20 protein-coding genes are annotated in these 21137 nt (G+C 72.5%); 6 read left to right on the forward strand and 14 right to left on the reverse strand.

Annotation, left to right across the window (positions count from 1 at the left end):
* Positions 1–8 precede the first annotated feature (8 nt).
* On the reverse strand, positions 9–1388 hold the full coding sequence (locus WME75_RS17935; protein WP_437492375.1) for a site-2 protease family protein: 1380 nt from the start codon (positions 1386–1388) through the stop codon (positions 9–11).
* A 148-nt stretch (positions 1389–1536) separates the two neighbouring features.
* Between WME75_RS17935 and WME75_RS17940 the strand changes: the two genes are divergently transcribed.
* Positions 1537–2439 (forward strand): SGNH/GDSL hydrolase family protein, encoded by a 903-nt coding sequence (locus WME75_RS17940; RefSeq protein ID WP_437492376.1) that lies wholly within the window; start codon positions 1537–1539, stop codon positions 2437–2439.
* Positions 2440–2472: 33 nt separating this feature from the next.
* On the opposite strand, the gene WME75_RS17945 is transcribed toward WME75_RS17940, so the two are convergent.
* From WME75_RS17945 to WME75_RS17965, 5 genes are all read right to left on the reverse strand, one after another.
* Positions 2473–3225 carry a lysophospholipid acyltransferase family protein gene (locus WME75_RS17945; RefSeq protein ID WP_437492378.1) on the reverse strand — a complete coding sequence of 251 codons (753 nt, stop codon included), beginning with the start codon at positions 3223–3225 and terminating at the stop codon, positions 2473–2475.
* 134 nt (positions 3226–3359) lie between these two features.
* Positions 3360–3791 carry a secondary thiamine-phosphate synthase enzyme YjbQ gene (locus WME75_RS17950; protein WP_437492380.1) on the reverse strand — a complete coding sequence of 144 codons (432 nt, stop codon included), beginning with the start codon at positions 3789–3791 and terminating at the stop codon, positions 3360–3362.
* Between the two features lie 9 nt (positions 3792–3800).
* A complete protein-coding gene (locus tag WME75_RS17955; RefSeq protein ID WP_437492382.1) occupies positions 3801–4664 on the reverse strand; it encodes an HvfC/BufC family peptide modification chaperone in 864 nt (287 codons plus the stop codon).
* The gene (bufB, locus tag WME75_RS17960; protein WP_437492384.1) at positions 4648–5505 is read right to left on the reverse strand and encodes an MNIO family bufferin maturase; all 858 of its coding nucleotides are present in this window, start codon (positions 5503–5505) and stop codon (positions 4648–4650) included. Before bufB ends, WME75_RS17955 begins: the two co-directional genes overlap by 17 nt.
* 62 nt (positions 5506–5567) lie before the next feature.
* Complete coding sequence (locus tag WME75_RS17965; RefSeq protein ID WP_437492385.1) at positions 5568–5873, reverse strand: hypothetical protein; 306 nt, start codon at positions 5871–5873, stop codon at positions 5568–5570.
* Between the two features lie 350 nt (positions 5874–6223).
* On the opposite strand from WME75_RS17965, the gene WME75_RS17970 reads away from it, so the two are divergent.
* Both WME75_RS17970 and WME75_RS17975 read left to right on the forward strand, forming a co-directional pair.
* Positions 6224–7204: a hypothetical protein gene (locus tag WME75_RS17970; RefSeq protein ID WP_437492387.1), complete on the forward strand. Its 981-nt coding sequence runs from the start codon at positions 6224–6226 to the stop codon at positions 7202–7204.
* The gene (locus WME75_RS17975; RefSeq protein WP_437492389.1) at positions 7185–8258 is read left to right on the forward strand and encodes a hypothetical protein; all 1074 of its coding nucleotides are present in this window, start codon (positions 7185–7187) and stop codon (positions 8256–8258) included. The genes WME75_RS17970 and WME75_RS17975 overlap by 20 nt, the downstream gene beginning before the upstream one ends.
* 49 nt (positions 8259–8307) lie before the next feature.
* Here the strand turns inward: WME75_RS17975 and WME75_RS17980 are convergent, their stop codons facing one another.
* The 5 genes from WME75_RS17980 to WME75_RS18000 form a co-directional block, all read right to left on the reverse strand.
* Entirely contained in the window at positions 8308–8859 is a 552-nt protein-coding gene (locus WME75_RS17980; RefSeq protein ID WP_437492390.1) for a hypothetical protein, read from the reverse strand.
* The gene (locus WME75_RS17985; protein ID WP_437492391.1) at positions 8846–9961 is read right to left on the reverse strand and encodes an AAA family ATPase; all 1116 of its coding nucleotides are present in this window, start codon (positions 9959–9961) and stop codon (positions 8846–8848) included. Before WME75_RS17985 ends, WME75_RS17980 begins: the two co-directional genes overlap by 14 nt.
* 513 nt (positions 9962–10474) lie before the next feature.
* Entirely contained in the window at positions 10475–13093 is a 2619-nt protein-coding gene (locus WME75_RS17990; protein WP_437492393.1) for an efflux RND transporter permease subunit, read from the reverse strand.
* Between the two features lie 273 nt (positions 13094–13366).
* The gene (locus WME75_RS17995) at positions 13367–14224 is read right to left on the reverse strand and encodes a hypothetical protein (RefSeq protein WP_437492395.1); all 858 of its coding nucleotides are present in this window, start codon (positions 14222–14224) and stop codon (positions 13367–13369) included.
* Positions 14225–14235: 11 nt separating this feature from the next.
* Entirely contained in the window at positions 14236–15318 is a 1083-nt protein-coding gene (locus WME75_RS18000) for a fatty acid desaturase family protein (protein ID WP_437492397.1), read from the reverse strand.
* A gap of 355 nt (positions 15319–15673) precedes the next feature.
* On the opposite strand from WME75_RS18000, the gene WME75_RS18005 reads away from it, so the two are divergent.
* On the forward strand, positions 15674–16498 hold the full coding sequence (locus tag WME75_RS18005; RefSeq protein ID WP_437492399.1) for a fatty acid desaturase: 825 nt from the start codon (positions 15674–15676) through the stop codon (positions 16496–16498).
* Positions 16499–16715: 217 nt separating this feature from the next.
* On the opposite strand, the gene WME75_RS18010 is transcribed toward WME75_RS18005, so the two are convergent.
* The 3 genes from WME75_RS18010 to WME75_RS18020 form a co-directional block, all read right to left on the reverse strand.
* Positions 16716–17507 (reverse strand): hypothetical protein, encoded by a 792-nt coding sequence (locus tag WME75_RS18010; protein ID WP_437492401.1) that lies wholly within the window; start codon positions 17505–17507, stop codon positions 16716–16718.
* 32 nt (positions 17508–17539) lie between these two features.
* Positions 17540–17965, reverse strand: coding sequence for an EVE domain-containing protein (locus tag WME75_RS18015; protein WP_437492403.1), 426 nt, complete (start codon positions 17963–17965; stop codon positions 17540–17542).
* Positions 17966–18071: 106 nt separating this feature from the next.
* The gene (locus tag WME75_RS18020) at positions 18072–18668 is read right to left on the reverse strand and encodes a L,D-transpeptidase family protein (RefSeq protein WP_437492404.1); all 597 of its coding nucleotides are present in this window, start codon (positions 18666–18668) and stop codon (positions 18072–18074) included.
* 148 nt (positions 18669–18816) lie between these two features.
* Here WME75_RS18020 and WME75_RS18025 point away from each other — a divergent pair, with 148 nt between their 5' ends.
* Together WME75_RS18025 and WME75_RS18030 are read left to right on the forward strand one after the other, a co-directional pair.
* Positions 18817–19866: an RNA polymerase sigma factor gene (locus WME75_RS18025; RefSeq protein WP_437492406.1), complete on the forward strand. Its 1050-nt coding sequence runs from the start codon at positions 18817–18819 to the stop codon at positions 19864–19866.
* 240 nt (positions 19867–20106) lie between these two features.
* Complete coding sequence (locus WME75_RS18030) at positions 20107–21108, forward strand: OmpA family protein (protein ID WP_437492408.1); 1002 nt, start codon at positions 20107–20109, stop codon at positions 21106–21108.
* Positions 21109–21137: the final 29 nt, after the last annotated feature.

The following is a 21137-nucleotide window of genomic DNA, read 5'->3' on the forward strand; positions in this document are numbered from 1 at the left end:
ATTTCGGCTCACGGGCGCGGCAGCACCGTCTCGAGCGCCGAGCCGCGGAGCGCCTCGAACGCCGTGTCCGACCACGCGCGCGCCCGATCCGAGAAGCCGGCCGCGACAGCGCGCCGGAGCAGATCGAGCGCCGCCTCCTGGTTCCCGTCCTTGGCGCTCGCGCGCGCCGCGCCGTACGCGTCCTCGCTCTTGCCGGCGCGGCGGAAGATCGCCTCGTAGAGCCGCGCCGACCAGTCGAACGCGCCGTGCGTGAACGCGATCTCCGCCATCCTCCGCGCGTCTTCCTCCGAGAGCTGCTCCACGATGTCGAGCGCGACCGCCGCTGCCCGCGCCACCTCGCCCAGCTCCACGAGCACCCGGATCAGCGGTCCCGCGATCTCCTTGCGGTCGTCGCCGGCCTCCCGGGCCGCCTCGAGCGCCTTGCGCGCCTGCTTCAGCTCCCCGAGCGCGAGGTGCACCGCGCCGACCAGCGCCGGATCCGGCTCGCCGTGCTTGCGCGCCTGCGCGATCGCTTCCCCCGCGCGCCTGGCGTCGCCGAGGAGCAGGTGCGACCAGCCGATGAGCTCGTGCGCCTCCCGGAGCGCGTGCTTCGGCGGCGCCGGGGATTGCGCGAGCACCTCGTTCGCCAGCGCCATCGCCTCGCCCGTCTGCTCGCCCTCCACGGCCCGGCGCGCCCGCTGGAGCAGGACCGCCGTCTCGGGCGGCACCGGCTCCTCGTGGAGCGCGGCGCGCCGGCGGTTGACCACGGGCGACGAGACCGCCGGCTCGCTGCGGAACCGCTGCAGGCTCTGGAACGCCGACATGACCAGGATCAACGAGAAGAAGAAGAACCCCATCCGCAGGAAGAGGATGGCGAGGAGGACGGCGGCGACGCCCGAGATCGCCGCCGTCAGCCGGGCGCGCCGCGGGCCGAGCGCGTGCTCGAGGACGTGGCCGCCGTCGAACGGGAGCACGGGGATCAGGTTGAGGATGCCCCAGAACACGTTGACGTAGATGAGCGTCTCCATCCCGTGCAGCACCATGACGGGGAGGGCGGAGAGCCCCGGCACGTAGAGGAGCACCACGTGCAGGATTCCGGCGACGAGGAATCCGGCGAAGGGGCCGGCCAGGCTGATCAGGATGTGCTGGACCCGCCCGAGCGGCAGGAGCGACCGCCAGGTCGTGGTCCCTCCCATGAAGTGCAGCGTGATCTCCGGCTCGATCTTGTGCCGCTTGATGGCGAACGCGTGACCGAACTCGTGCATGAGGACCGACAGGAAGACCACGACGATCCACACGAGGAACTGCTGGTACTGTTCCCTGGCCACGATCCCGTACCCGAGCAGCGCGGCGGAGAGCCAGAACCCGAGCTGGACGTCGACCGAGACTCCAAACAGACGGAAGCCCATGCGCATGTAATAAGGCCTGGGGGCGCTCCGCTCAATGATTGCCGTGCGGACGCGCCCTGCCCTAGAGTGCGCCGCGCGACCTTTTCGCGCGGCCGCGTGCCCCTCCGGCGCCTCCGGCCGCCCGCTGGACGCGGCCGTGGGAGCGAGCATGGGCAGGGAGATCCGGGTCGGGAGATGGGCGTTCGCCGGGGTGGCCGCGGCGGGGTTGGCGTGCAGCGCCGCGCCGCCGCCCGGGCCGTCTTCGCCGGGGGAGGCCGCCGGCGGGGCGCCGTCCGGGGCCGCCCCGGCCGCGGGCCGCGTCCAGGAGGCCGCAGCGCCGGCTGCGCCGTCCGGGGCTGCTGTCGCGCCGCCGCCCGTCGCGCCGCCGGCGTTCACGGTTCCGCCCAACACGGCGGTCCTCCACATCGGCGACTCGTTCGCGCTGGCGGGCTTCGCGCAGGCGCTCCGTCCGCGGATGGAGGAGCACCGCGTGCGCTACGCGGTGAAGGCGGAGACCAGCTCGTACACGGTGACCTGGGCTTCCAGGATGGAGCTCCTTGTCGCGAACTACCAGCCGGACCTCGTGATCATCAGCCTCGGTGCGAACGAGGTGGAGAACGTCAACCCCCCGGCCCATGCCGGCGCCATCCGGCGGATCATCAAGGCGATCGGCGGCCGCCCGTGCGTGTGGGTCTCCCCTCCGCTCTGGCGGAAGGACACCGGCATCATCGACGTGATCCGGACGAACTCGGCCCCGTGCCGCTTCTTCGACTCCGACGCGCTGGTCCCCGGCCCCCTCCCGCGCAAGAAGGACAAGATCCACCCGAACGAGGTGGGCGGCGCGCGCTGGGCCGACGCCTTCTGGTCCTGGCTCATGGCGGAGCACCTCCCGCCCGGCGAGGAGGAGGAGGGCGACCCGGCGGCGAGGCGCAGCCCCTGGTCGCTCCGGCTGCCTCCGCCGGAGGAGCACCGTTCCAGGGCGCAGCCGCCGGAGAGCGCGCTCCAGCAGGGCGGGACGGCGTCCGAGCGGCAATCCGAGCAGAAATCCGAGCAAAAAATAGAGAGGTTCTGATCTCGGAGGCCCGGGCGACCGATGCCGGACGCCCTACGCCGGCGACGACGTCGCGACCCCCGCCCCCCGGTGGCTCAGCCCCGGGTCGTGTCCGAGGGCTCCCGCGATCGCGGCGCGCACGTCCCGCATGAGGCGGCTGCGGCCGCCCGCGCCGTACGGCGCCGGATCGATCGGCGGCATGATCGTGACCACCACCCGGTGGTGCTCCTGCACCACGAAATTCTTCGCCTTCAGCACGTGGCGCGTCCCGTCGATCGCGACCGGCAGGATCGGCGTGTTCGTCTCGATCGCCATCCGGAAGCCCCCGCTCTTGAACGGCAGGAGCGCGCCCGTCTTGCTCCGCGTGCCCTCCGGGGCGATCCAGACCCGGGTGCCGTCCTGCAGCATCGAGGCGCCGACCTGCAGGCTCGCGCTGGCCTGGACGTGATTGCCCCGGTGGATCCGGATGAACCCGGCCGCCTTCATCGCCTGGCCGAAGACCGGCACGCTGAAGAGCTCCTTCTTGGCGATCATCCGCAGCCGCCCGGGGATCGCGCGGAACACCACCGGGATGTCGAAGAGGCTCTGGTGGTTCGACATCACCACGAACGGCCGCGTGCCGGCGGCATGCTCACGCCCGCGCACCACGAGATCCACGTCGGCGTCCTCGAGGACCTTGCGCGCCCACCAGTCCAGCCGCTCATCGCAGCGCTCGAGCGTCACGCGCCCCATCACCGCGTCCACCACGGTCGGGACGCAGATCCGGGCCGTGTCGAGGATCCCCATGAACGTCGTCTGAAGGCTCATCGCTCTGTTTCCGCTGAAGGGTGAGGGGTCGCGTGGTGCGCTCGCCCGCGGGCAGGCCCTGCCGCGCGCGGCGGACGAGCAGCCCTCGGGGGGCGCCGAGCTCATCCAGGAGTCGAACACCTCGAGTATACCACTCAACCCGCAGCTGTGGTGCCCGTTACGGTCACGACCACACGGCGCGCGTGGGGAGAACTACGGTGCTCCCAGACATACAGGGCTTGCCATGTCCCGAGCGCGAGGCGGCCGCCCGAGATCGGGATCACCTCGCTCGATCGGGTGACGGCGCTCCGGAGGTGACCTGGCATGTCGTCGGGGCCCTCGTCGTCGTGCTCGTACTCGCGGCCCTCCGGCGCGAGGCGCGACATCCAGCGCTCCAGATCGCGGAGGACGGCCGGATCGGCGTTCTCCTGGATGACGAGGCTCGCCGAGGTGTGCTGGAGGAACACGGCGCAGAGCCCGACGTCGACGCCGGCGCTGGCGACGACGCGCGCGACCTCGCGCGTGATGTCGACGAAACCACGGCCGCTCGTGCGGACCTCGAGCGTGCGCTGAACGATGGTGGTCACCGCGCCATCTTAGCCGCGTTCGACGCCGGCGCCCCGCACGACGTCGGCGATGAGCCCCCAGCTCGTCCACTGCTGGAACCAGGCGCCGACCCGCGCGCCAAGCGGCACGCCCGCCGCCTCGCCGGCCGCCACCGCCTCGCACGCCGCGACGAGCGGCACACCCCGCCCGAGCGCCTCGAGGAGCGCGAACGCCGGAGGCTCGAGCTCCTCGTAGCGGATCGTGAGATCGGCGGCGCTGCGGAAGACGGCGAGGCGGACGGCGCGGGGCGCGGGCAGCGCCGGCGACCGGCCCTGCCGGAGCTCGCTGCGGAGGACGTGCGCCGGGTAGCGGAGCTGCATCAGCGCGAGCAGCGGGTGGAGGACGATCCGGGCGGTGGACCAGCCCTCCTCCGGCATGCCCGTCACCTTCGCCGGATCGAGCGGCGGCGGAGATGCGCCGTCGAACAGATCGACGAGCGCGTGCTCGTAGCGCGCCACCTCGCGCGCGAGCTCCGCCAGGGCAGGGGGGAACCCCTCGTGCGCGGCCGCGAAGCCAGCGACGTGACGCCCGAGGTCGCGCAGGCTGAAGCTCGCGGGCGGGTGCGCCGCGAGGTACGCCCGCGAGAACGCGTCGAAGCCGTCCTCGCCGAGGACGTGCGCGAGCGCGGGGTAGTCCTCGCGGAGGGCGTCGTGGTGGCGCAGCCAGAACTGCCGCCGGTAGATGTCGGCCTGCTCGGCGGGCGTGAGCCGCTCGTTCCCGGCGACGTGCTCGCGGCACCTGCCGGCGAGCTCGGCGTCGCCGGGGAGCGGCGCGCCGGCCGTGAACATGCGGGTGAGCTCGCCCATCAGCGAGGCGAGCCCGGCCGGGGGCGCGGCGTCAGGCGGCGCGCGCACGCGCCACCTCCTCGCGGATCGCCCGCGCCTTCTCCGCCTCGGCCGCGAGGACCTCGAACGCCGGCAGATCGTCGTCCCACTCGATCAGCGTCGAGACGTCGCCCGTGTGGACGAGCGCGCGCCGGTACAGCGCCCACACGGCGTCGGCCACGTGATCGCTGTGGGTGTCGAGGATGTACTTGCCGTGGTGCGTGTGGCCGGCGAGGTGGACCTGCACGATCCGGTGGTGCGGCACGCCGTCGACGTAGGCGCCCGGGTCGAAGCCGTGGTTGTACGCGGAGACGTAGACGTTGTTGACGTCGAGCAGGATGCCGCAGTCGGCCTCGTCGACGACCGCCGAGAGGAACTCCCACTCGCTCATGCGGCTCGAGGTGAAGGTCAGGTAGCTCGACACGTTCTCGAGGGCGAGCCGGACCTCGAGGAAGTCCTGCACCACGCGCGCCCGCGCCGCGACGTGCCGCACGGCCTCGTCCGTGTACGGCAGGGGCAAGAGGTCGTGCAGGTTGAGCCCGTGCGCGCCGGTCCAGCAGAGGTGATCGCTCACCCAGGGCGAGCGCACCGTGCGGACGAGCGCCTTGAGCCGGCGGAGGTAATCGAAATCGAGCGGATCGGTGCTGCCGATCGACAGCGAGACGCCGTGCTGGACGAGGCGGTAGCTCGCGAGGGCGCGCTCGAGGTTGGCGAGCGGCATGCCGCCGTCGACCATGAAGTTCTCGCTGATGATCTCGAACCAGTCGACCCGCGGCCGGTGCTCGAAGATGTGGCGGTAGTGCGGGATGCGCAGCCCGACGCCGACGCCGAGGTCGGGGAGCCCGAGCCGCATGCGTTCGAGGTTCGCCATGGGTCACCACGTCGCGGCGTCGCCCGGCCCCCGCGGGCCGGGCTGTCGCGCGCCTCAGCCGCTCAGTGGCCGCCGCAGTCGGCCGGCTTGCAGCCGCCCTTGCCCTTGCACTCGTTCTGGCCCGCGCAGGTGTGGGTATCGGACTTGCAGCCGCCCTTGCCCTTGCACTCGTTCTTGCCGGCACAGCACGCCTTGGCGCCGGCCTCGGGCGCCTCTGCAGTCGCCGGCTCGGCCGGGGGGGTCCCGGTCTCGGCGGTGGGCGGCGGCGCCGAGCCGCAGCCCGCGAGGCCCGCCACCATGCCCGACACCGCCGTGAACGCCAACGACCTGCCCATATCCATCGCCATCTGAACCTCCACCTTCGTCATTCGTCGAGTGCACCGAGCCCAGCGCGTGTCCCGCCCGCATGGCGCGCCCGCGCGTCTGGGCTCATCGGGCCTCGCCGGTCTCCGCGACCGCGCCGAGCCCGTCGCTACGCGTCACTACGCCCGCCCGGTTCCGCGGTTTCACCTTGGGCGCGTTGATTCTTCATCCGACTCCCCGTAAGTGAGCGGCGTTGACCTCCACGCCCACGCGAGTCCCCCCTGCGCGCACGGCGTCCGGCGGCGTGTCCGCTGCGGCCCGGACGCACCGCCACCGTGCAACGTTTCACGGACGACGTAACTCTCTTCAGATTGCAGGCGCAAGACAAAGCGTCCACGGCGGCGCGGCGCTCCCGGTGCTCGCGGCGCTCTCGCTGGGGGCAGCGGCTTGCGGGGGTGCTGCGCGCGAGGGGGCCGGCGTGGCGGGCGGCGCGACCTCCGGGCGCGAGCTTCCGGTCGCGGCGGTGGCCGCGGAGCTCGAGGGGATGAGCGGGGCCCTCCTCGCAGGGCGCGAGGCCACGTTCCGGGACATCCTGGCCGACACGATCGCGAAGGACGCGTACCTGTGCCTGCCGGCGCCGCGCGACGTCTTCCGCGGGGAGGTGCCGGAGGGCGAGCGACGGATCGCCGGGATGATGCCGCATTACGGCCTCTTCTTCGGCCCGATGAGCTACCTCGTGCGGCGGCGCGGCGGCGCGTGGGAGGTCGAGGTCCGCATCGCGGTCGAGCCGCCGGCGGGCGCGGGCTGGCTCGAGCTGCCCGACTGCGGGCTCTCCGGTGCGCTCGGGGGCGCCATGGCGTGCCGCGGGACGCCGTACGCGCGCTCCGCGTCGACGGACGCCTGCCCGGGCTCCGGCGAGTTCACGGCCAGGGCGACGCCGGCCGCGATCCGCGCGCTGCTCGCGCGCTGGTCGAGCGAGGTCGAGGGGTACTGGAACCGCGACGCGCGCGCCTTCGGGCTGCCGGTGCGGTACGACTTTGACTTCGTGCTCGCGGACGACGCGCGCGGGAGGGCGCTGCGGGTCGACCTCGCGGTGCCGCTCTCGCCGACCTGCGGGCGGACGCCCTACTTCAGCGCGATGCGGGCCGGCTGGTCGCTGCCGGTGCTCGCCCACGAGGTGGGTCACGTGCTCGGGCTGCTCGACGAGTACGAGGCGCTCTCCGGGATCGTCCGCTGCTATCCGAAGACGCCGTTCCCGGGCGCCGAGATCAGCCGGATGGGGCTCTCGATGCGGGAGCAGACGCGGCTCCTGCCGCTCCACCATTACCTCGTGCTCCGCCGCTTCTTCTGCCGCGAGCCCGCGTCCATGGACCCCTATGCCGGCGCGATCCGCTGAGCGCCCCGAGCGGCCTCGCGCCGGCCGCCGCGACGCGAGAGCGGCTGCGGCGGCGGCGCTCGCGCGCGGGGCGCTCGTCGCGGCGCTCGCGTGCGCGGCGCTCGTCTCTACAGCGCTCGCGTGCGCGGCGCTCGCCGGCTGCCGCTCGGAGCGGGAGCCCGGCGCGACGGACGCGGGGGCCGGCGCCGTGGATGCCGGGGCCGGCGCGACGGACGCGGGGGCGGGCGCCATGGAGGCGGCGCCGCCGCTCGTGGGGGCGCCGCCCGGGCCGAGAGCGCCGGCGCCCCCTGCGGAGCCGCGCTGCCCGCCGGAGATGGTGCGGGTCGAGCGCCGGTTCTGCGTGGATCGCTACGAGGCGGTGCTGCTCGACAGGGAGACGGGCCTCGAGATCTCGGCGTTCTATCCGCCCTCGCGGCAGGCGGCCGCGTCGGTCGAGCGCGCATGGTCGAAGATGCGGCTTCAGCTCGGCGACGCGGAGGCGCGGCGCATGGAGCTGCCGCTCCTCCCCGGGTGGCAGAAGCAGCGCGAGTTCGAGCCGCGCGCCGTGTCGCGCCGGGGGGTGCTCCCGCAGGGCTACACGAGCGGCGCGCAGGCGGAGCTCGCGTGCCGGAACGCCGGCAAGCGGCTCTGCGCCCTCGAGGAGTGGCGGACGGCGTGCCGCGGCGAGCGCGACGAGCAGTTCCCGTACGGGCCGACCTACGCGGACGGGCAGTGCAACGTGTTCCGCGAGAGCCACCCGGCCGCGGTGCTCCACCGCGACGTGACCCTCGGGCACAGCGATCCGCGGCTCAACCTGGTACGCGTCGGCGGCGCGCCGCTCCTGCGGCGGACGGGCGAGACCGCGGCGTGCGCGAGCGCGTGGGAGGGCGATGCGATCGCCGACATGGTGGGGAATCTGGACGAGTGGATCGACGATCCGGAGGGCACCTTCGTCGGTGGGTTCTATGCGCGCGCGACAAGGGAAGGGTGCATGTCGCGCGTCGTGTCGCACGATGTCACGCACTTCGACTACTCGACCGGCGTGCGGTGCTGCGCCGATCTGCGCGCGCCGTGATCTGCGCGCCGCGAGAACGCCGCGCAGATCACGCGGCCACGCCGAGGCGTCAGTCGAGGCCGACGCGCCTCAGCTCGTTGCGCGCGGCAGAGAGCGATGCTGGATCCGGACGGTCGGGCGCGGGCGGCCATGCATCCACCGCGCGGCGCGAGGCGGCGCTGAGGTCCTTCGCCAGCTCCCGCCATGTGGGGCTCGTCTTGTAGTCCTTGGTCTCGTCGACCGGACGGGCCGAGGGATCGCAAAGGTGCACGTACCAGGTCTCGATCTCGAGCGCAGGGACCACCAAGGCGATGCGCTCTGCCGCGGTGCGTCTGCCGTCGCTCGTGTCGGCCCCGATGCGGACATCGAGCTCGCTCAGCCGGTGAGAGAGCCCCTTCTCGTCGGCGTCGATGACGACGACGAGGCCAAGGTTCTGCTGGTGCTTCTGCGAGCGCAGCGCGTCGACCTCGGCGCCCAGCCTCTTGAGCACGCCGCTCGAGTCGACGCACTTCTCGAAGCGGACGCGCCCGTGACCGGGGTGCTTCTTGAAGAAGCGTCGCAAGAAGCTGTCGTGTGCCTTGTCCTCATAGAGGGCGACCAGCCTGACCTCAGGATGCGACATGCCATCCTCGCGCCATGCGCTCGGAGAGGCGCAGCGGCCCTCCCGCCGCGATCGATCCGACGCGGGTGTGCCCGCCCTCCGGCCGCTCCAGGAGGATCGCCTCCGAGGCTCCGACGTAGTCGATGACCTCGGAGGAATGCGAGATGAGGAGCACCTGCAGCCCGCTCTCGTCGCTCACATCCGCGAGCGCGACAAGGAAAGGCTGAATCTCGCTGATCGAGACGAAATTGTCCGGCTCGTCGAGGCAGAGGACGGTCGCATGCTGCATGCCGGCGTGGAGCAGCACGTACAGCACGATGAGCGTCTTCTGACCATCCGACAGCGCGTCGAAGTCGAGGTCATACGCCTCGCCGCCTGGATAGCCGAACCTGGCCACGAGCACCTTCGTACGACCCGCCGTTTGCATGCGGAGGTGATGGAAACCCGGGATGATCTCGCGGAGCGGCTCCTGAGCGCGCTGCAGGCCGTCCGGCTCCTCCTGCAGGAGATAGCGACAGAAGGATGCGAAATTGGATGCGTCGCGTTCCAGGAGCATGTCGCTGTCCGTGCGCGCCAGCGCGGTCATGCGCGCGGGCTCGAGGCGCAGCACCCAGATGCGGTGGAGGAACGTCTTGAGCCAGGTGAGCCTCGTGTTCATCGGCTTCGGCTCCAGGGACGCGAGGAACGATCTGCGCGGCGAGAACGAGAACGTCTCCTTCGCCGGCCTGTGGTCGTCCCCGTAGAGCTGCACCTCCCGCTCGACGAAGCCGTAGAGCGGCTTTCCGGCGAGCGTCACCTCCTCCGACGCAATCGCGGTCTCGCCTCGATCGACGTCGTGCGACAGGCGCAGGGCGTATCGGAACACGCCCCACTCGGACTCGACGTCGATCTCGAACCGCTGCTCCATCGAGCCGCCGAACCTGGCGACGGTCTCCGGCGGAAAGGCCTCGGACGCCTCCTTGTTCCAGATGACGAGATCCTGGATCGCGGCGAGCACATCGAAGAGGGACGATTTGCCGGCGCCGTTGTACCCCACGAGCAAGCTGCGTCGCTCCGGCTGGAGCTCGAAATTGATGAAGCAGCGGTAGTTGTTGACGTAGAGGCGCGCGATCCTCGGGGACATGGCGTTGCTTCCCGGGTTCATAGCACGGGCCGAGCTGACGGCTCTCTGGCACACGCGAGGGGGTAGCGGGTGGGGTCCGCAACGGATCGCAACCGTTGAGAAGGGCTGGCGCTGGGGGGTCGTAACGGATCGCAACCGTTGGGAGGGGCCGGCGCCGGGGGGTCGTAACGGATCGCAACCGTTGGGAGGGGGCCGGCGCCGGGGGCCGTAACGGATCGCAACCGTTGGGAGGGGGCCGGCGCCGAGGGTCGCAACGGTTCGCGTCCGTCAGGAAGGGCCGGCGCCGGGGGGGTCGCGACGGTTCGCGTCCGCCAGGAGGGCCGGCGCCAGGGGGGTCGCGACGGTTCGCGTCCGTCAGGAGGGCCGGCGCCGGGGGGATCGCAACGGTTCGCGTCCGCCAGGAGGGCCGGCGCCGGGGGGTCGCGACGGTTCGCGTCCGTCAGGAGGGCCGGCGCCGGGGGGGTCGCGACGGTTCGCGTCCGCCAGGAGGCGAGCGGAGCGCCGCCGCCGCGTTCAGGTCGTCGGGCGGCCGACGGCGACGAAGCTCTCCGCGCCCTTGGGGCGGCGCCGGTCGCGCCAGACGAGCGCCGCGGGCAGCACCAGCACGGCGGCGAAGAGGCAGGCGAGCTCGCCGATCACGGCGGCCACGCCGAGGCTCCGCACGGCGTGGTTCTGCGAGCGGACCAGGGCGAGGTAGCCCAGCGTCGTCGTGAGGCTGCAGAGGATCACCGCGCCGCCCGTCTCGCGCACCGCGGTGAGCGCGCCGCCGGCGCCCTCGCGCGCGTACCGCTGCACGATGTTCACGGCGTAGTCGACGCCGATGCCGAACGTCAGCGGCAAGGCGATGAAGTTCAGGAAGTTGAGCTTCACGCCCGTCAGCACGAGCAACCCCGCCATCCAGAAGACGCCGACGAGCAGCGCGCCGAGCACGGCGAACGCCGGGCGGCCGCCGCGAAAGGCGACGAGCACGACGAGGACCGTCGCGGCCAGCGAGAAGAGCACCGCCGGCGGTACGTCGTCGATGACCGCCGCCCACATGTCCGCGTAGATGACCGCGCGCCCCGAGCCGCGCACGACGCTGCCGTCAGGGAGCCGCGTCTCGCGGTACGCGTCGGCCCAGCGGAAGAGGTAGTGCGCGTCGTGCACGCTCTCGGACGTGATCGGGCTGATGTACACGATGCGACCGCGCGTCCCGTCCGTCTCCGTGAAGGCGCGCGCCACCCCCGCCGGCAGATCGTCGATGCCGAACGGCGCGAGATCGTCCGGCGGAATGATGGCCTGGATCCGGCTCCAGTCCTCGTCGCCGAGGAGGCCGCGCTTCCTCGCCCGGAGGACGCGCTCCTTGATCTCCTGGAGCAGCGGGATCTTCGCGTCCTGATCCCTCGGGACCAGATCCTGGAGGGCGTAGATCTCCTTGAACGGCTTCTCGCCCTCGGACGCCGCGTCGCGCCGCGCGTAGAGCGCCGCGCGGAGCGGCTCGACCTGCTCGGGCCGATCCACGAGGATCGCCATGCCGTCGGTGCCCACGTAGCCCGTGATCTCCTCCGCGAGCGCGCCCAGCCGGATCTGCTCGGCGCGCACCCGCTCGTCGTTGCGGAGGTTCCGGAGGTCGTACTCCATCGGATCGGCGCGCACGTAGCCGACCGCCGCGACGAGGCCGACCGCGGCCAGGGCGAGCCCCGCGACCGTCAGACCGGCCGGGCTCCGCGCCGCGAGCCGCGCGAACGGCTCGCCGAACGCGATGCCGCCCTGGGTGCGCCGCCGGAACCTGCCGAGCCACCCCGGCGACTCGCGGTCGAGGGGGCTGAGCCGCTCCATCACCGCGAGGACGCTCGGCAGCGCGACGAACGTGGCGACCCAGCAGAGCACCATGCCGGCGCCGCCGATGAGGCCGAAGTCGTGGAAACCGCGGAAGTCGGTGGCGAGCAGCGAGCCGTAGGCGGCCGCGGCGGCGCAGCCGGCCGTGAGCGTGGGCAGCCAGGTCTCGCGGTGGGCGACGCGCACGCCCTCGAGCAGGCTCGCGCCGCCGCGGCGCGCCTCGAGGTAGCGCGCCATGTAGATGATGCCGAAGTTGATCCCGTTGCCGGCGACGATCGAGAAGAGGAACCCGGTCGCCATGTTGAGGTGGCCGAGCGCGAGCTGGGTGACCCCGAACGTCCAGGCGACGCCGGTGCCGACCGTGATCAGCATGGCGACGAGCATGCGCACGCGCAGGTAGTAGAGGAACACGACCGCGGCGATGAGCGCGGCGCCCACGACGCCGACGTCGGTCAGGTCCTCGTTGATCGCCGCGTACTCGGCGATCCCTGTCTGCAGGTCGCCGGCGAGGCCATAGGTGATCCCGGGGTCGAACGAGGCGGGGTGCACGCGATCGACGACCTCGCGCACGCGCCGGATCGCCTCGGTGCCGGCGGCGAAATCGCTCGCCAGCACCTTCGAGCGGATGGCGACGACGACGGTCTTGCCGTCCTTCGACTGGTAGTAGCCGTCGGGGTAGCGCCCCGCGTCGATCCCCTGGAGCCCGAGGCTCTGCTCGATCGAGCGGGCGCTCACCTCGGGCGGCGGCTCGTCGTCGTCGAGCAGCGCGCCGGTCGCCTTGTTGACCTCGTAGGCGTACCGCGCCTCGATGTCGTCCCGCAGCTTCGTGAGCCTGTCGCGCTCGACGTAGAGCCCGGCGCGCGGCGAGAGATAGCTGAAGGCCTCGTGCACGCCGTCCTCGACGCTGCCGACCCACGGCGGCCCGAGCCGCTCGATCTCGGGCACGAGCGCGTCCGCGGCCTTCTGCAGCGCGACCGTGGGCGTGCCCTCGCCGCCCTGCAGCACGACGAAGAGCGTCGACACGCCGGCCGTCTTGGCCGCGACCCGGTCGAGCTCCTGCACGCTGGGCCGCGACGCCGGCAGGAGCGACTCGAACCCCGTCAGCACCTGGAGCCGCGTCGCCAGGAAGAGGGCGATGACGGTGAGGAGCCCGGCCGCGAGCAGCGGCAGCGCAGGCCGGTTCACCTGGAGCTCGGCGAGGCGCGCGGTGAGCCCGCCGCCCTTCGAGGAGGGCGGCGCGGCGCGGGGTGAGGGGTCCTGGGAGGGGGAGGTCGACGGGCGAGGCGCCGTGGGTGGAAGCTGCGGAGAGGGCATGAGGAGGTCAGGGATCCGGGGCTGAAGGAGGCGGTGCGGGCGCGAGCGCGCCGGAGTGGACTACGTCGTCCTAGGGAACGAACTCCCCGCGGAACAGCGGATCGCGCGCGGCGCGGCGGCAGGGCGAGGCCGAGGTCGCTCAGCGGCGGCCGAGGATCGCGGGGGAGCGATAGCAAGAAATCTGTGACGTGGCACGCCGAGCTCGGCGCCGAGCGCTCGGCCGAGCGGCTCGGCCGGCTGCCAGGGGACGTGTTCGATCGGCTGCTCTCGTCTCTAGCCGGAGGCGGTCGCCCGCGAGGCGCTGACCGCGCGCTTCCGGACCCAGCGGCCGCGCGCGGGCGCGGCGCTCGGGGGGCGCGCGGCGTCGCGCAGGGCGGCCCCGAGCGGCTGGACGAGCAGGAAGAACGCGAGGCAGAGCGCGGCGCCGGCGGTGCTCGCGGGCCCGAAGCGCGGCCGCGACAGCGCGAGCGCGGTGCAGCCCACGAGCGCGCCGAGGATGCCGGCCACGCCGAGCGAGAGCAGCGCGAGCTTCCCGCGGCAAAAGGCGCGCGGATCCATGCTGGACACGAGCGTCGGGCGCATCCGATCCACGCCGCCCGCGCCGCCCGCGCCGCCCTCCACCGCGCCGAGCAGCCACACCGGCGCGCCCGCGCAGATCCTGGCCTCCACGGTCCTGGAGAAGCCGCGCGGCTTGCGCGCGTGCTTGTAGGCCTCGTCGAACCGCGCCTCCGAGGGGCACGCGGACGCGGCGCGGACCTCGTCCCGCGACACCCAGACCTCGCTCTCCACGGCGGGCGCGACCGCGATCATCCGCCCGCCGGCGACGACGGCGCCGCCGTAGATCTCGCCGCCGTGGGCGCTGTCGGCGAAGACGATCTCGTCGAGCGCGCGGCCCCCGGCGCCAGCGCGGCCCACCTGCTCGATCCGGCGGCCGGCGAGCGCGCCGCCGCGCCCGCCGCCGCCGAGGACGCGCGCCTCGATCAGCGAGGCGCCGTCGCCGCGCGGCGGGCCGAGCCGCCGGCGCGTCGCCGCGACGGCGGCGAGCTGCTTGAGCGCGGCCGCGACGATGAGCAGCGTGTTCCCCCAGAGGATGGCCAGGGCGAGGGCGCCCATGAGCTCTCTCGACAGCATCGCTCGGGCGCCTACACGCTGGCGGACTCGGCCTCCGCGCGGCGGAGCGCGCGCGGCGAGAGCTCGATCGACGGGGCGGACCGCTCGGCCTGCGCGACGTCGCGGGGGGACGGACGGTGGAAGCGGAGCACGTAGGTCCGGAGCAGGTAGCCGAGCAGGCTCGGCTCGTTCAGCCCCGGATCGATGCGCGGCGCGACCTCGCGCCGGTGCGCCTCGGCCAGCACCGACCAGTGCAGCCCAGCCCGGTTGTGGTGGATCGTGTGGTAACCGTTGTTGCACATGATCCAGTTGAAGGCGCGTCCGACGAAGTTGCGCGAGTGGTTCCACTCGCTCTGGACGTCGCACCCGTCGTGCTGGAGGAGGTTGATCCGGAGGATGCAGCGCGCGCCGTAGAGCTGCGGGAGCACGACGAAGAAGAGCGCCGTCCAGAAATCGACGAGGAGGAGCGCCCCGGTGAGCCCGAAGGCGGAGGCCATCTCGAACCGGTATTGCCGGACGATCTCGCGCCGGCCGGCGAGCGCGTTCCAGCGCGCGACGCCGGCGAAGGTGTTCGGCCCAGCCACGTTGGGGAAGTGGAGCAGATTGAGGAGGTTCCACCGAAACGAGACGTGCTCCGGCGCCGCCCAGTCGGGCTGGCCCTCGTCGTCGAAGTGGTGGTGAACCAGGTTGTGAGAGGGGACGTTGGCCGACGCCGGGTAGAGCGCGCCGAAGCTGAGCACGCAGCGCCAGAGCCTGTTCAGCCGGCGGCTGCGGAAGATGCCCTGGTGCAGGTGGTTGTGGATGACCACCGCGTTGAGGAAGCTCAGGCCGCAGGCCGCCGCGAAGAAGAGGACGTTGCGGCACGCGGGCACGCAGAACATCGCGGCGAGCACGCCGAGGTAGGCGGCGACGATCCCGATCTGCCGCCGCTCGGCAGGGTGCTTCAGGAGCCAGGGCTCGCGGCGCGCGTCCCGATGCAGGCTGCACGCGACCGCGCCCCGCTGACCCGCAGTCCCCCCCTGAGCGGGCGACTCGTCCCTCCCCGAAGCCCCGGTCGCGCCGGGGCGCTCCGCTCCGCTGGATGCGGGAGCTGGTGTGGCGACTTCGGCTGTCACCCCACCGTCACTATCATCCTTGCCTAGCCCAAACAATGTTGAGAGAGCCGCGCGGAGGCGCCTCGCACGGTCGCGTCACCCGCGTCGCGCGTCTCCCGGGATTCCCGGCGAGCTGCGAACTCGCGTTCGCACGCGCGCGTTGCGCGCAGGGTTCCGGCCGCGCGCGACGAAATCCAGCCAAGCGGGGCGGGCGCATGGAGAGACCGTGGACGGAAGTGACGAACCGGTGTATTCGAGGAGCCTGGACTGGCGATGTGCGAGTCCAGGCGGCAGCAGCCCGGGGCGCGGGGGGCGCTGCGCGGTCCGATCCGCGCCAGCGCTGCGCCGCCTCGGGCGCGGGGGAGGCCTCAAGCACGTGTCTGTCATCGTCTCCACGTTGACGTCGCTGCCGTTCACGCAGCTCCGACGAAACCGGTATTTTTACCTTTATTACGACGGGTTCTACGCGCTCGCGTGCGCGACCTTCCTCGCGTGCATGCACCTCGGCGGGTACGAGCCGTTGATCGAGCGATGGGACAACCGCCTCTGGCTGCTCCTGCCGCTGGTCTGCCATGCGCAGATCCTCTGCAGCGTGTTCATCCACAACGCGACACACAACAATTTTCCCCGGCCGATCAACCGGCTCGTCGGCGAGCTTTGCGGGCTCGTGGCGCTCACGCGGTTCGCCTCGTGGGAGGTGATCCACCAGCGCCACCATCGCTACTCGGATGATGTCGACAGGGATCCGCACCCGGTCGTGGCCAGCTACTGGGTGTTCCTGGTGAGGACGGTGGTGAACGTGGAGCGCCAGCTCCAGCAGATCTACTTCGAGCTCTACGGCGATACGCCCGAGAGCCGCCGCTACGAGCGGATCCGCGCCTACGTGAGCTACGCGACGAACCTGCTGCTCATCGCGTGCTGGTACGTGGTCCTCGGCCCGATCGGGTTCTTCTTCCTCTTCGTGCCGGCGTCGATCCTCGGCTTTCTACACCTCGTGCACTTCAACTGGTCGACGCACAACGCGTTCTCGCCGGACGGCGACTTCAGGCCGGTGAACTTGAACCACGGGTACTACCGGCTCGGCAACCTCCTCTGGCACGGGATCTACATGCACGCGAATCACCACAAACGCGCGGGCATGTTCAACCCGGCGAAGCTGGCGCCGGGGCTGCCGATCACGAAGCCCGGTGGGCGCAGCTAGGGCCGCGAGCGGCCAGAAGAGAATAAAACGCAAAGGCGCAAAGGCGCAAGGAGAAGAGAAAGAATCAAAGGACGCCAGAAGGAGAGAGAGCCCTGGCGTCCCGGTGCGCCCGGCTTCGCGTCTCTTGACCTCTTCTTGCGTCTTTGCGCCTTTGCGCCTTTGCGTTGTTTTCTCTTCTCCTTACGTCCCGGAGGGATGACCCCTCCGCGCCCGCTAGCTAGTCGCCCTGCGGGAGGGAACCCGCGTCGCTCCCGGCTGCGCGGGGGGAACCCGCGTCGCCCCCGGCCGCGCTGGGGGAACCCGCGTCGCTCCCGGCGGCGCGGGGGAGCGGCTTGGCAGCGCCGCCCGCCCCCCCATCGCGCGAGGTACCCGCGTCCACCCGCGCCGGTGCGGCGCCCGTGGCCGCCGCACCGGCGGCGCCCGCGTCGGCCGCGCCCGCGTCGGCGGCCGCCGGCTCGGCAGCGCCCGCATCGGCGGCCGCCGGCTCGGCGCCCGCGTCGGGCGAGGGAGGGGGCTCGGCCGGAGGGATCTCGCTCTCCCAGCACTCCGGCTTCGGCGGGGCCGCGAAGCGGACCGTGCGCGACGCGGCGTCGCCCTTCCGGGTGACGAGCTTGTCGGTCTTGTACACGGCCGCGTTGCCGCACTCGTACTCGGCGGCGTCCTTCGTGTCGCGCGCCTGCTTGCGCGCCCTCGGCGCGCGCTCGTTCTCGCACTGCGCCCACTCGATCTCGTACTCGGCGTCCTCGTCACCGAGGAGGATGCGGTTCGCCGGATCGTCCTTCGACCGGCGCCCGGTGAGCGTCGTCCGCGTGATCGGATCCTTGCCGTCGCGCACCGTCAGCGCGACCGGGAAGCGAAGGCTGCCGCGCATCGGCGCGCGCGCCGCGCCGATCTCGAAGTCGGGGCAGATCGGCTCGCCCTCGATCGGGGACGGCGTCGGCGGGCCGCCGCACGCGATGCTGGAGAGAAAGAGGAGGGCGAGAGCTCGGGCTCCAAGGCGGAGGTTCACGCCGGGATTAGTCGTTACCCCGGGCGCCCGCGTCAAGCGATCTTGGTCTTGCCCAGCTTCAGCACCCGATCGAAGTGCTCCTTCGAGACGGGCACCACGCTCAGCCGGGACCGCTTCAGGAGCGAGATCTCGACGAGCGACTCGTCGCCGCGGATCGTGTCAAGGGCCACCTGCGCCTTGAGCGGCGCGACCGGCTCGATGTCCACGACGCTCCAGTCCTCCTCCGCATCGGCGGTCGGATCGGGGTACGCCTCGCGCTTGACGCGCGCCACGCCCGCGACCGCCTTGCCCTCGCTCGAGTGATAGAAGAGCACGAGATCCCCCTGCTTCATGGCCCGCATGTTGTTGCGGGCCTCGAAGTTCCGGACGCCGTCCCACATCGTCTGGCCATCGCGCATGAGCTGCGCGAACGAATATTTCTGAGGCTCGCTCTTTATCAGCCAGTAACGGCGAGACATGCACGATCTCCCGGGCGGGCATGAGGGCGGCGCCGGTCGGGCCGTCGCGCTCCCATCATCGGCGGACAGCCCGTCGATGTGACCGGCTACCCTAGCACCCCCCCGTTCAATCAGTGATCACGATCTTGGCGCCGTCCGGCGTTCGCCGCGCGACCTCGTCAATCTCGTCGTCGTCGAGCGCGATGCACCCGAGCGTCCAGTCGCTCTCCTTGTGCACGCCGGCGCGTAGTACACCGCCGACGCCGTGGATCCCGATGCTGTGCCCGACGCCGCGGCCCGGCGGGACCTCGCCGCGCCGCCTGAGCTCGGCGAAGCGCCGGCGGTCCTCCTCGTTCGGGTAGCTGACGAGCAGGAACTGATGAAACAGGCCCTTGATGCGGCCGGCGACGCGGTACGTGCCGACAGGGGTCCGCCGGTCGCCCTCGTAGAGCTTCGGCCCCGGCCCACCCGGCCCCAGGGCGACCCGGTAGGACCGGACGATCTCGTCGCCCGCCACGAGATCGAGCGTGTGCTCGCTCTTGTCGATGCGGATCTCGGTGACCCGCGGCAAGGAGGCCCCCGGGGGGCGCGGCGCGCGGGCGGCAGCGGCCGGAGCGCCGAGGACGGGACCCGCGGGCGCCCGCGCCGGCGGCGCCGCGCCAGGCAGGCCGTTCGAGACGGCGGTCAGGGAAGGGGCCGCGAGGGCGAGGGACGCGGCAAGCATCGCGGCGGCGAGGACAGCAGGGGGCGGGAGGACCATGCCCGACCGTCGGCCCCGCGCGACGGAGTGTGACGCCCACGCGAGGTCTGCCGTATTCTCGATCGGGCTCGTCACACTCCGCGGCCACCGCGCGATGCAGAGGTCGATGAGCATGACGATGACCACCGAGCGCAGCGCCCCCGCGACGAACCCCCTGGCCGAGCCAGGGATCCGCCGCGCCCTCGAGGAGTTCGTGCGACGGCGGGTGCCGAGCGGCGAGGTCGACGACGTGGTGCAGACCGTCCTCTGCGACGCGCTCGCCTCGCCCGCGCGCCCGGCCGATCCGACGGAGCTCCGGCGCTGGCTGCTCGGGATCGCGCGCCACAAGGTGGCCGACCACCACCGGCGCTCGTTCCGGGAGACCGCGACCGAGCTGCCCGACCTGCCGGTCGGTCCGCCGCCCGTCGAGGCGCGCCAGCTGGCGCGCTGGGCAGAAGAGCAGGCCGCGGCGACCCGCGACGCGCAGCAGACGCTCTCGTGGATGGCCCGCGAAGGGGAAGGAGAGAAGCTCGAGAGCATCGCCGCCGAGGAGCAGGTGCCCGCCGCGCGGGTGCGGCAGCGCGTGTCGCGGATGCGGCGGTGGATGCGGGAGCGCTGGCTCGCGGAGCTCGCCGCGGTCGCAGCCCTGGCGATCCTCGCGATCGTCCTCGTCCGGCTCCTGCGCTCGACGAGGGACCTGCCCGAGGTCGCGCCCCTGCCCGAGCCGCTGCCGAGCGCCCCGCCCATCGAGGCGCCGTCGCCGCTCGATCCGCTGGATCGCGCGCGCTCGCTGCGGGCCGAAGCGCTGCGCGCCTGCGACGAGGCGGCGTGGCGCCGGTGCCTCGACCAGCTCGACGAGGCGGACCGGCTCGATCCTCGAGGCCGCACCGCGCCGGGCGTCGCGGCGGCGCGCCAGCGCGCGCTCGACGCGCTCCGCACCCCGACCGAAGAGCCCACGGCGCCGGGGCCCGTCAAGAAGCCGACAGAGCGGGACTCGAACGACGCTCGCACCTCGCCACAGCCCCGCCAGAAGGTCGCCCCGCCGCCCACGCCGACGTCCGCACCCCCACCCACGCTGTCGGCGCCCGTGCGACAACCGCTCAAGTCGAAGAAGCCGCAGGCGCCTGATCTGAAGGGTAAGGTGGCGCCTGACACGATGGATTTCTCGTCCAAGAAACGCTAGTTCCGTCCGCCGGGAAAGCGAACGACCCGCCGGGGGGGCCGGGTCGATCTCGATGGCTCGCCAGCGGCGCTGTCACCTCCGGAGCGGCGTCCGACGCGCTGCCGAGGGGGAGCCGCGCGCCTCGCCGTGCGATTAAATCTCGCAGTTTCCGGCGCAGTCGTCTAAACACGCTGGCGCTCGGCGCAATCAACGACGCCAAGGAGAGGAGCCCCGGAGATGCGAACCACGAGATGGCTTGGAATGGCATTCGCAGTATCGCTGCTCGCCGCGAACGGCGGCTGCGCGAGAGAGCCCCAGATGCAGGCGCAGCCGCCGGCGCAGCCGCCCGCGCCGCCGCCGCCCCCGGCCCCGCCGCCGCCGCCCCCCGACGCGGACGCGGACGGCGTGATCGACGACGGCGCTGACAAGTGCGTCGCCGAGAAAGAGGACGGCCTCCCGCCCGACGCGAAGGACGGTTGCAAGTCCACCGACCCGGACGGAGATGGCATCGTGGCCGAGGCCGACAAGTGCCCGACCGAGGCCGAGGTCAAGAACAATTACAAGGACGAGGACGGTTGTCCCGACGTCCCGAGGGTCGCTCTCCTCGACAGCGAGGTGAAGCTCAACGAGAAGATCGCCTTCGCCGCCGGCAAGGCCGATATCGAGCCCGCCTCGCAGGAGCTCCTCGCCAACATCGCCCAGATCCTCAAGGACCATCCGCAGATCCAGTTCGCCGAGGTCGCGGCCTACTCCGAGAAGGTCGGCAGCGACTACGCCACCGTGACGCTCACGAAGAAGCGCGCGGACGCGGTGGTGAAGGCGCTCGTGGCGCTCGGGGTCGAGAAGAACCGGGTGCGGTCCGCCGGCTACGGCGCGCACTGCGCGACCGATCCGGGCGAGACCGAGGAGGCGAAGGAGAAGAACCGCCGGGTCGAGATCAAGATCATGCGGCTCGATGGCAAGGACACGGGCGTCGAGCTCGCCTGCGCCGCGGCCGCCACCAAGGGCCTCAAGCCGGCCGGCGTGCCCGCCTCCGCGCCGAAGGCCGCCCCGGCCCCGAAGAGCGCCGACGCGAAGCCCGCCGCGGCGAAGCCGGCCGCGGCGAAGCCGGCCGAGGCGAAGCCCGCCGCGGCGCCGCCCGCCGCCGCGCAACCTGCTGCTGCGGCGCCGCCCGCGGCGGCGAAGCCCGCGGACACGAAGCCCGCCGCGGCGAAGCCCGCCGATCAGAAGCCGGCAGAGACGAAGCCCGCCAGCGTGAAGTAGGCGCGAGGCGACGGGCTCGGGGCAGGCGG

Origin of the sequence: Sorangium sp. So ce1014, from assembly GCF_051521505.1 — a bacterium.
Classification (GTDB): domain Bacteria; phylum Myxococcota_A; class Polyangia; order Polyangiales; family Polyangiaceae; genus Sorangium.

Bases quoted from the DNA above. Each gene is read 5' to 3' on its own strand.
- WME75_RS17980 (WP_437492390.1), bottom strand. From the start codon at position 8,859: ATGTCGCATCCTGAGGTCAGGCTGGTCGCCCTCTATGAGGACAAGGCA.
- WME75_RS18025 (WP_437492406.1), top strand. From the start codon at position 18,817: ATGACGATGACCACCGAGCGCAGCGCCCCCGCGACGAACCCCCTGGCC.
- WME75_RS17985 (WP_437492391.1), bottom strand. From the start codon at position 9,961: ATGTCCCCGAGGATCGCGCGCCTCTACGTCAACAACTACCGCTGCTTC.
- WME75_RS17935 (WP_437492375.1), bottom strand. From the start codon at position 1,388: ATGGGCTTCCGTCTGTTTGGAGTCTCGGTCGACGTCCAGCTCGGGTTC.
- WME75_RS17965 (WP_437492385.1), bottom strand. From the start codon at position 5,873: ATGACGAAGGTGGAGGTTCAGATGGCGATGGATATGGGCAGGTCGTTG.
- WME75_RS18020 (WP_437492404.1), bottom strand. From the start codon at position 18,668: ATGCTTGCCGCGTCCCTCGCCCTCGCGGCCCCTTCCCTGACCGCCGTC.
- WME75_RS17945 (WP_437492378.1), bottom strand. From the start codon at position 3,225: ATGAGCCTTCAGACGACGTTCATGGGGATCCTCGACACGGCCCGGATC.
- WME75_RS17990 (WP_437492393.1), bottom strand. From the start codon at position 13,093: ATGCCCTCTCCGCAGCTTCCACCCACGGCGCCTCGCCCGTCGACCTCC.
- WME75_RS17940 (WP_437492376.1), top strand. From the start codon at position 1,537: ATGGGCAGGGAGATCCGGGTCGGGAGATGGGCGTTCGCCGGGGTGGCC.
- WME75_RS18015 (WP_437492403.1), bottom strand. From the start codon at position 17,965: ATGTCTCGCCGTTACTGGCTGATAAAGAGCGAGCCTCAGAAATATTCG.
- WME75_RS17975 (WP_437492389.1), top strand. From the start codon at position 7,185: ATGCCGGCGCGATCCGCTGAGCGCCCCGAGCGGCCTCGCGCCGGCCGC.
- WME75_RS18030 (WP_437492408.1), top strand. From the start codon at position 20,107: ATGGCATTCGCAGTATCGCTGCTCGCCGCGAACGGCGGCTGCGCGAGA.
- WME75_RS17995 (WP_437492395.1), bottom strand. From the start codon at position 14,224: ATGCTGTCGAGAGAGCTCATGGGCGCCCTCGCCCTGGCCATCCTCTGG.
- bufB (WP_437492384.1), bottom strand. From the start codon at position 5,505: ATGGCGAACCTCGAACGCATGCGGCTCGGGCTCCCCGACCTCGGCGTC.